This window comes from Mesorhizobium kowhaii (genome assembly GCF_003253745.1).
Classification (GTDB): domain Bacteria; phylum Pseudomonadota; class Alphaproteobacteria; order Rhizobiales; family Rhizobiaceae; genus Mesorhizobium; species Mesorhizobium kowhaii.
Genome location: NZ_MZXV01000081.1, coordinates 1 through 1,546, shown reverse-complemented (window position 1 = coordinate 1,546; position 1,546 = coordinate 1). Strand labels below are relative to the sequence as shown.

The 1,546-nt window shown below is 59.4% G+C and carries 2 protein-coding genes and 2 pseudogenes; all 4 read right to left on the bottom strand.

The genetic code is table 11. From position 1 onward, the window contains the following. Positions 1-466 (bottom strand): sensor histidine kinase (locus B5V02_RS42105; protein WP_245446384.1); only part of this gene is annotated, 466 nt, incomplete at its 3' end. 69 nt (positions 467-535) lie between these two features. Next, a pseudogene (locus tag B5V02_RS42355) lies at positions 536-730 on the bottom strand (hypothetical protein); the annotation flags it as partial. After that, positions 691-804: pseudogene (locus B5V02_RS42350) on the bottom strand (PAS domain-containing protein); the annotation flags it as partial. The pseudogenes B5V02_RS42350 and B5V02_RS42355, both read right to left, overlap by 40 nt. A 554-nt stretch (positions 805-1,358) precedes the next feature. Next, positions 1,359-1,546 (bottom strand): hypothetical protein (locus B5V02_RS40960; protein WP_208647196.1); only part of this gene is annotated, 188 nt, incomplete at its 5' end.

Sequence of the window (1,546 nt, the reverse complement as noted above, 5' to 3'; positions counted from 1 at the left end):
GCAGCGGTGGCGTAACCGGCGGACCGCCCTGCTCTCGCCAGGACAGGATCAGCCGACCTTCCTCTAGGGTCGGCTCGATCGTCCAGTCGATCCGGATCGAGCCCTTGTCGTTGGAAAACGCACCGTACTTCACCGCATTGGTCGCGAGTTCGTTGAACGCGATGCCAAGGGCCAGCGCCGCCTTTGTCGAGAGGCGGATATTGTCGCCTGTTATCACCAGTCGCTCCGCTCGCCCGTCGGTGACGCCGAACGGTTCCAGGGCATCGTGGAGCACATCGAGCAGTCCGGCGCTGTGCCAGTTTTCGCGGGTCAGCAAATTGTGCGATCGGGAGAGCGCAAACAGCCGAGACTCAACGGCTTCGCGGATCGCTTTCGGATCGGAATTGGCTCGCGATGCCTGCCAGACGATCGACTGCACCGTTGCCAGCGTGTTCTTCACACGATGGTTCAGTTCGTCGATGAGCATTTTGGATTGTGCCTGTTCCTCCTTGTGTCTGGTGAGATCGACGAAGGAGGTAAAATACTGGACCACGGCGCCGCGCTTGTCCTGGACAGGACTGGCAAAAAGGCCCGCCCAGAATTCGCTGCCGTCCTTGCGCCGGTAAAAATTTCCGCACCCGTCTCTGCATTGGCTTCGAACTCCGCCTTGATACGTTTCAGCGCCCTGGCGTCGGTGCTGTCCGCCATCAGGAAATTGAAGGGCTGACCCAGTACCTCTTCCCTGGCGTATCCGGTCAGCGCGAGGAAGGCGTCATTGGCAAAAATGATCGGATTGCCGGGTTCTTTTGCATCGGTGAAAACCATGGCCATTCGTGTTGTCTCCGCGGCAACGACGAACGGGCCAAGGTCGTCGTGAAAGCCCTCGACTTCGGCTTCGGCGTCCTGCTGCTCTTCGGACTTGTCAACTATGCTGGACATGTTGAAGATCCATCTCGCCCGCTAACCCGTGGCGACGCAGTTCGTCTCCAACGGCTTCTTTGGTAGCTCGCTAGGGGGCGAAAGCGCGATCGACTCTTTCAATCGCCAGCGCCCATACACAGGCTGACGACCCTTGCTTTGTACCCGTCTGACAGTCGGTTAGCGAGTCATTCCGTCGCCGAGTTGCGGCCTGGTGCGGCATCTCGAACTTGACCACGGCTCGCTGGAACGAGTGGTCAGAGCCCCTGCGCCGCCGCCTAAGAACACGCAGCGGGCTGCACACCGACCAAAGGCGCTAAGCCGAGGCGCGAGCAACATGTAAGAGAGCGCCAAGAGGGCGCAAGTGCGGTCTTTATCTCACGCGTAGTACGCCCTGCGTCGATTGTTGTCTGCGCGCGCGGGTGGCTCACTCGTTTCGATTGAGGTCGGGAAATCAAAGCTCAGCCCTCGTCTTTGGTCTTCCGAGCTTCCTGTTCGCCCATCTCCTTGCCGTGTTCCTTGGCAAGCTCTTTGGCCTGCTGTGGGGAGACATCTGTCTGCTCGGCGATGCGCAAAGCTTCTTGGTCGGAAATGCGATGGTCTTTGGATGGGGTATTGGCCATTGAATATTCTCCACATCGAGGCCCGC